Annotated in this window: 6 protein-coding genes; 4 read left to right on the plus strand and 2 right to left on the minus strand. The window is 47.2% G+C overall.

Annotated features, from left to right (window positions below):
* Positions 1-128: 128 nt before the first annotated feature.
* Genes OEM52_12580 through OEM52_12595 form a run of 4 tightly spaced genes read left to right on the plus strand, consistent with a single transcriptional unit; the run spans position 129 to position 6,022 of the window.
* Complete coding sequence (locus OEM52_12580) at positions 129-3,359, plus strand: T9SS type A sorting domain-containing protein (protein ID MDK9700975.1); 3,231 nt, start codon at positions 129-131, stop codon at positions 3,357-3,359.
* Positions 3,356-4,396, plus strand: coding sequence for an HD-GYP domain-containing protein (locus OEM52_12585; protein MDK9700976.1), 1,041 nt, complete (start codon positions 3,356-3,358; stop codon positions 4,394-4,396). Before OEM52_12580 ends, OEM52_12585 begins: the two co-directional genes overlap by 4 nt.
* A gap of 1 nt (position 4,397) precedes the next feature.
* Positions 4,398-5,546: a DnaJ domain-containing protein gene (locus OEM52_12590; GenBank protein ID MDK9700977.1), complete on the plus strand. Its 1,149-nt coding sequence runs from the start codon at positions 4,398-4,400 to the stop codon at positions 5,544-5,546.
* On the plus strand, positions 5,543-6,022 hold the full coding sequence (locus tag OEM52_12595) for an NYN domain-containing protein (GenBank protein ID MDK9700978.1): 480 nt from the start codon (positions 5,543-5,545) through the stop codon (positions 6,020-6,022). Before OEM52_12590 ends, OEM52_12595 begins: the two co-directional genes overlap by 4 nt.
* Positions 6,023-6,058: 36 nt before the next feature.
* On the opposite strand, the gene OEM52_12600 is transcribed toward OEM52_12595, so the two are convergent.
* Both OEM52_12600 and OEM52_12605 read right to left on the minus strand, forming a co-directional pair.
* Complete coding sequence (locus OEM52_12600; GenBank protein ID MDK9700979.1) at positions 6,059-6,769, minus strand: class I SAM-dependent methyltransferase; 711 nt, start codon at positions 6,767-6,769, stop codon at positions 6,059-6,061.
* A gap of 37 nt (positions 6,770-6,806) precedes the next feature.
* On the minus strand, positions 6,807-7,052 hold the full coding sequence (locus OEM52_12605; GenBank protein ID MDK9700980.1) for a thioredoxin family protein: 246 nt from the start codon (positions 7,050-7,052) through the stop codon (positions 6,807-6,809).
* Positions 7,053-7,227 lie beyond the last annotated feature (175 nt).

Below are 7,227 nucleotides of genomic sequence, written 5' to 3' on the forward strand. Positions count from 1 at the left end.
AGAATTCCGAGGCGCAGTGTATTGTTTCGCGTAATTAAAATCGGCTTACTTATCATCATGGGAACTCCTCCCTTGCTGTAGCGTGGATTGGATGCTACTTTTCATCGACTTAACAACTGAGAGTAGTAATGAAACTTCAAAATTACAAGAGTAAAACGTTGCGAAGTGCGTTTCATAGCAAGTCACTGTTCCTGATTGGAATAGGAATTGCCTTAAGCTTTGTTAGCGAATCGTTGGCGAAACCCCCACGGGTTCCGGTATACGAATCCGCTGTTCCCACGGTGTATCAAAACAGCTCGTGGGTAAATCCCACAACTGGTCTAATGCTTTTTACTACGCTAACCGAGGAGTTGCCGACAATCCCTCCCATAAAGCGCGAAGAGTATATTCGTGATTATCTGGGTCAAAATTACGGAAAATGGGGGTTATCAAGTTTACCGGAAATTCAGTTGATACTCCGGCAAAATACTCCCGGTGGTGAAGTCCTCCGATTCTATCAAACAACGGCTGGTGTAGTTTCTCAAGAGAACGATCTAGTTGCCCAATTCAATCCAAACGGTCAACTCCATTCGCTTCACCAATCGCTTCACGCAAAGTTATCGCTGAAATCGGGGATACCATTGATCAGTGAGCAAAACGCGATAACCATAGCACAGACTGCAATGCAAACATCGGGTGAGAACTATCCTCCCGTAGTAAAAATGCAGGCGTGGTTATCACCTACCGAGACTTCTCACCTCATTTATCGAGTTACACTGACTCCAACTACTCCCAATGGTGAATGGGAAGCGTTAATCGATGCGAGTAGTGGAGAGGTGTTGCGGACGCAGGAAACATCCCGCTACATCGATGGCAGTGGTTACACCTTTGATCCCGATCCCTTGACGACTGGACAAGCAACTTATGGCAGTACAGGCTATGTCGATGGCAACGATGCCGATACCCAACAACTAACGGCGCAACGACGTTTGCGAGTCCTGCGGGAGATCACTTTAAACAGCGGAACCTATCGATTAACGGGACCTTGGGTTTCGATAACGAATTTTGAAGCGCCGAATACTGCGCCGGTCACTGCGACCCATCCCGATTCGTTCCGCTACACCCGCAGTCCATCCGGCTTTGAGGATGTACATGTCTATGCGCATATCGATTCCGCGCAACGTTGGATTCAATATCTCGGTTTCAACAACATTCAACATACATCGATGCAAATCGATCCCCACGGTTTAAACGGTGACGACAATTCATATTTTCTACCGTCAAGTAACCGTATTGCCTACGGAGAAGGTGGTGTCGACGATGCCGAAGATGTTGATGTGGTTTGGCATGAGTACGGGCACTCGATTCAGTATTCGCAAGTTTCGAATTGGGGTGGTGGTGAAGCTGGTTCATTAGGCGAAGGATTTGGTGACTATTGGGCAGGTAGTTACTCGGCTTCCATCTCTTCTTTCCGGAGGGAATGGGTCTACAATTGGGATGGCCACAATACGTACTGGGATGGGCGTGTACTGAATTCAACGATGGTGTATCCGGCAAACATGGGTGGTTCCATTCACGAAAATGGACAGATATGGTCGCGTGCTTTAATGGACATCTGGGATTCCTGCGGGCGTGAAGTCACCGATAAAATCGTACTTCAAGGACAGTTTGCTGTAGGATATGGCGTCACCTATCCAACCCTTGCGAATGCGATTTTGAATGCCGATTTAACCTTGTATCAAGGCGTCCACATCTCGGCGGCTTACAACTGTTTTCATGCCCGCGGAATTTTATCGCAAATGCCGAACATCGCTTCGGTTGTGGGTGCCGTGACTTCTCAAGTAACTGGTGCAATCGCAGGGGTTGTAGTAAACTTGAATGGTTCACCGCGAGATACAACCGACAGCCAAGGGCGCTACTCGATAGCTGGTTTGAGTTTCTCGCAGTATCAGATTTCATTTAATCACCCCAGCTACAATTTGTATTCGACAACATTTACAGTTTCGCAACCAGGTGCTACGACGATTAATGCCGTCCTCAATCGTCCGATTTATTCGGTCGATCACGACTCGTTGTTTATTCAAATTGGGGAAAGCGATACGACGTTAGTCCGTTCTCCGGCATTTACAATTACCAATACTGGAGATGGAAACGGGAGTTATTCGTTTCAAGCGTTTTCGGGTACTGGCGGATCATCGAACAGCTGGGTTTATACCCGTGAACTCGATGTCGGAACGATTACAGGAGATACTCGTTTACATGGGGTCGAAATCGTCGGTAATGAAATTATTCTATCGGGTTCAAATAATACCAGTGAACCTAATTACTTCTACCGGGTATCCCGTAGCGGTTCCCTGTTGGGTTCAATCCAACAACGTTCGGTAACAACCAACGGAGTTCGTGATCTGGCAGCATCTGGAGGTTATCTGTTTGGCGGTGAGAACGATACAATTTGGCGTTGGAATGCCGATTTGTCGGGTGAGCAGTTTGTTTGTCGTACGATTCTCAATCCACCCCGTGGAATTGCCGTGCAGCGAAACGCTAACAACGAACCAGTGATATGGATTTGCGACAACACGCAACCTGCTCGCAAGTTTGCCGCCGATGGTTCGTTACTCTCATCTGCAACGAATACCTATTACATATCGGGTGTCGCTGCGATGCCGAATGAAGGGGGAAAGGTATGGTTTGTTTCTTGCGACAACAGTTACAGCCAACTTTGGATTAACACATTAAATGAAGCCGGGACAGCTGTTGTTCGATTAACACAACTGGATTTGCCTGTCGGATACCGTTCGGCTGGCGCCTGTTACACATTAGATGAATGGGGTGACCTTGGGCAAATTGCCATCCTTTTTACTTCGAGTTCTCCATCACGAGCGATTCTGCGATTTTATAACATCCCAACCGATGTTAACTATGTTTCGATTACCTCTTCACGATCGGGTACGTTAGCTCCGACAGCATCAATACCAGTGAATCTTTCTCTTCGTCTCGATCCCAATCGACAACGCTTCACTTTTAATATCCAACAAACGAACAGCCCTGCCGCGTCTTTATTGACAACTGTTGTTATACAGCGCGCAACTGAAGCATCCGAGCACTCAGCGGTTCTTCCCGAAATATTTGATGTATCACCGGTATACCCGAATCCGTTCAACCATACGGCGAAAGTCATGGTATCAATGCCTGAGGCGGGTTATCTTCAGTTATCGCTTTATAACTTACTCGGTCAATCGGTTTTGAATCGAAACACACACTTGCCAGCAGGAGTTCAGCTGTTGCAGGTGGATCTTTCCGATTTTCCCACCGGCACTTACTTCTCGAAGATTACGTATCGGAACAACGTAACGACGCAACGTTGGGTGTTATTGAAATGAACCAGAATTCGGTAGCGATGCGAGGACCCACACCACCGGAACGATTAGTCGGACCGGATTGGAACGATGGAGAGGCGGGGGAAGATGGACAGCTTTTTCTTTCGATTCCTTTGTCCGGTCTTCGTATCGATACAGTTTTGCATTGTGATTTGTATGTAAAAAGCGGCGTTCACCGCTTCGTCAAGTACCGGGATCAAGGCGAGCCGATCACAAATCCGGTTATCGTTCGGTTACGCGAGTTTAACCATGAGTTTCTATACATCCCATTATCGAAACGGGATGAATTCAATCGATACATCGAACAAGTTTTGCCGGATATCGTCCGTGACCCAAATGTGGCAGTGGAACACAAAGCCAAGTTGGTGTTTCACACCATCGGATCGATCATCCAAAATGTCATGCAGTCACCAAGCAGTGCGTTTCTATCTCGGGCTGAGGCAGTTGTCGATCCGTACATCGAATTGATTACTTCGGGTCCGGAGGCAATTAGTTCGTTGTTAACATTGGTGAGTTATGACTACTATACCTACACCCATTCGGTACAAGTTGGTGTTTTTTCTGCAGCGCTTGCTTCACGTCTAAAGATTAACTCGCACAAAGACATGAGAAATCTCGCCTTAGCTTCACTGTTTCATGATATTGGCAAAACGTTTATTCCCAATGAAATATTGATGAAACCTCGCTCGTTATCGCGTGATGAGTTTGCGACCGTTCGTGAGCATCCTGCCCTTGGCGCAAACATCGTGCTACATGAACGAGGCAACTTGGATGAAGTATCGCTTATCGTTCGTCAACACCATGAACGACTCGATGGTTCTGGTTATCCCGATGGCGCAAAAACGGAGAGAATCCATCCACTATCGAAAATCATCACGATAGCCGACATGTACGATGCCCTCACGTCGCGGCGGGTGTATCGTGGTGGCTACTCACCCGTGCAAGCATTGCGAATGGTATCCGAACACGCCGGCGAATGGATCGATGAAACGGTTTTCCGGGAATTTGTGAAACTGCTTGGCACGATAGGTCCCGCCTGATATGCCTCCACCTATTGGCGATGTCGATCTGTACAAAGTATTAGGTGTTTCTCCCGATGCGACTTCGGAGCAAGTGCGTTCGGCGTACCGGAGGTTAGCGAAAAAGTATCATCCCGATGCCAATCCCAACGATGCAACTGCGGAAGAGCGTTTCAAACAGTTAGCGGATGCCTACCGCATCCTAAGCGATTCCCGGTCACGGCTCGAATTTCATGAAGCATATTTAGCACGGGCGCGGGCAGGCTTCAACAAGGTACAGCATAACGCATACGTCGCCTGGCAAGAATTCTATAAACAAGGTGGTAAACGCAAGACCGCACCGAAAAAAGGGGCGGATATTGTAGTTACGATTCTGGTCACATTAGAAGACATCGCAAACGGCGGCACCCGCACAATCAAACTAAAAAAGCAGGGAGCGTGCCGGATATGTGGTGCAACAGGTATCAAACCCGGGTTTGGTAAAGTTATCTGCCCGGTGTGCAACGGTGTTGGCGATCTCCCCGAACCGGGTGGTCATGGCCTGCGATTCATCACCTGTATGAACTGTCAGGGTGAAGGAACGATTGTTAAGGAACGCTGTTTGCATTGTAATGGCACTGGTCGGGAATGGCTCGAACACAACATAGTTCTTCAGATTCCGCAAGGATTACCTACCACCGATCCGGTTGTCCGCAAAGGACAGGGACACATGTCCCCCAACTCGAATACACCAGGTGATTTGTTGCTAAAGTTTATCGAAGCACCCCATCGCTATTTTCTCCGAAATGGTGGCAATCTTGCCTACGATTTGGTATTGACGCCAGAATTGTTTTTTCTCGGAGGAGATGCCAGAATTCCCACACTTGGCGAACCGATTTATCTGCGCATCCCTGCCGGTATTGCCGATGGCAAAACCCTGAAGATAAACCTAAAAGGGTTGCCCGGTCTAAATGGCGGAAAAGCCGGCGACTTATTTGTTACAGTTCGACATCGCTGGCCTGCTACGATCACACCGGAGACTAAAGAGCTACTTCTACAATTGACCAATCGCCCCGACTTCCGGTTGTGGATGGATGAGCAGAGTTTCTGTGTCCGGTCTGGTTACGTAGAATCACCACAGGAACCAATTCAGGAAACTGTATCTAATTACAACGATCCTTTGACAAAATGATTTGGATTGATGGACACAATGTATTGCGAACGGTTCCTGAACTATTCGAGTTGTACCGGAAGAATCACGTGACTGCAATGCAACGATTACTTGGTCGTGCGAACCGGGAGCGGGCGGCGGTTGTAGTCTTCGATGGAAAACCAGTACAGGAACTTGTGCCGGGGCAAGTGAAAGTTGTCTTTGTCGACGATCCATCGAATAAGTATGAACGAGCGGATCGCTACATTTTACTCGCTTCAAAGAATGACCCAGATGTAACGGTTGTTACCTTCGATCTGGAATTGCTGAGAATCATTCGAGAGCGACGCGGGAAAACGATCTCACCAATCAAGTGGTTTCACGCTCCAGAAAAGAAACTGTCCAAGTCCTTAACTAAAAGGACACAATCTTCCCCAGCAAACGACAAAACGAATCCACCCATATCAGCGTCAGAGTATCTTCAACTCCTTCGTAACCGCACAGCTGAAGAAGAGTAGTATTTACGACACAAAATTCAAAGTGCAGGAAATTAATTACTTAGGTTTTCGCAGTAATAGAATGGCGTAACTGGTGAAGAGTGGTAGTGGGTGTTTTACTAACCACTCCGATTTCCACTCATGGAGTTGTCGGAGCATTGGTAGTTTCAGGTAGTATACCTGATGTCCGTAGTACCCCCGATATTCTTCGATCCGATAACCGATGTTTTGTAATCTTGTTATTTGCTTTGATATCGGCCCGCGACACCAATGATAATATGCAGGAAACTTCGTGTGGGAATGTTGCTCCCGGTGAAGAACAGCATCTAAAATTCGCTTGGCAAGTCGCTCCGGAGTGAATTTGTTTACGAGAAATGGTAGAGTGTAAAGTGTTGGAAACAAGTGTAGAGCTACTCCGCCTGGAGTAAGGGTTTTGAAAACATTCCGATGAAACTGCATGGCATCGCTTACATGTTCTGCTAACATCATACTGAAAACGAAATCATAAGAGTGTTCTAACTGCAAATCACTTGAACAGATATCGGCACATATCTTATCGTAACCGGATGGTGCTTTCTCCAGTTCCGTTCGCTCGATGTCAAGCAAGGAATAGGATAATGAGTACTTCTTGACATCAGGAGGATCGATTGCCGGATTGCACCCCCCACCAATATCCAATACAGTATGGATCTCTGGTGAGGAGGCAATCTCGTGCAATTTGCTCTCAAAGTCGCGAAAAACAGTGGCAGATGATCGATAAGTGATCATTTGTTTAGTGGCGATTCCGTTAGACTACAATATTGAGTTACCGTAACCACAGCTCGATCTCATCCGGTTTCGGAATTCTTCCAGTCGAGACAATTTTCCCATCGATTGCTACACCGGGTGTAGCGAGAACACCCCGTTTCGCCATTTCTGCTATATCAGTAATCTTCCCGAATTGAAAATCGGTGTCGCGTTGCAGACCGAGTTCGGTTGCTGTCTTTAAAATCACTTCAACAGTGCGTTCGCAACGGGCACAGCCGGAGCCAAATACTTCGATTTTCTTCATAAGAATCCCTCGACTGGATGAACTGTTCGAATAGAAATGATACGATTGTTATCGCTTGTACGCTTCGATAATGCAGCTCACAACTTGAAATTCATTAGTACCGCCCCATTCGTAAGGGGTTTCCCGCACGATTGCGACATCGCTTAGTCCAGCTTCGCGCATCGTGTTAAGATAT

The sequence above is a fragment of the bacterium genome (genome assembly GCA_030247525.1).
Classification (GTDB): domain Bacteria; phylum Electryoneota; class JAOADG01; order JAOADG01; family JAOADG01; genus JAOTSC01.

Excerpts from the sequence above, each read along its gene's own strand:
- OEM52_12580 (MDK9700975.1), top strand. The coding sequence starts at position 129 with ATGAAACTTCAAAATTACAAGAGTAAAACGTTGCGAAGTGCGTTTCAT.
- OEM52_12585 (MDK9700976.1), top strand. The coding sequence starts at position 3,356 with ATGAACCAGAATTCGGTAGCGATGCGAGGACCCACACCACCGGAACGA.
- OEM52_12590 (MDK9700977.1), top strand. The coding sequence starts at position 4,398 with ATGCCTCCACCTATTGGCGATGTCGATCTGTACAAAGTATTAGGTGTT.
- OEM52_12595 (MDK9700978.1), top strand. The coding sequence starts at position 5,543 with ATGATTTGGATTGATGGACACAATGTATTGCGAACGGTTCCTGAACTA.
- OEM52_12600 (MDK9700979.1), bottom strand. The coding sequence starts at position 6,769 with ATGATCACTTATCGATCATCTGCCACTGTTTTTCGCGACTTTGAGAGC.
- OEM52_12605 (MDK9700980.1), bottom strand. The coding sequence starts at position 7,052 with ATGAAGAAAATCGAAGTATTTGGCTCCGGCTGTGCCCGTTGCGAACGC.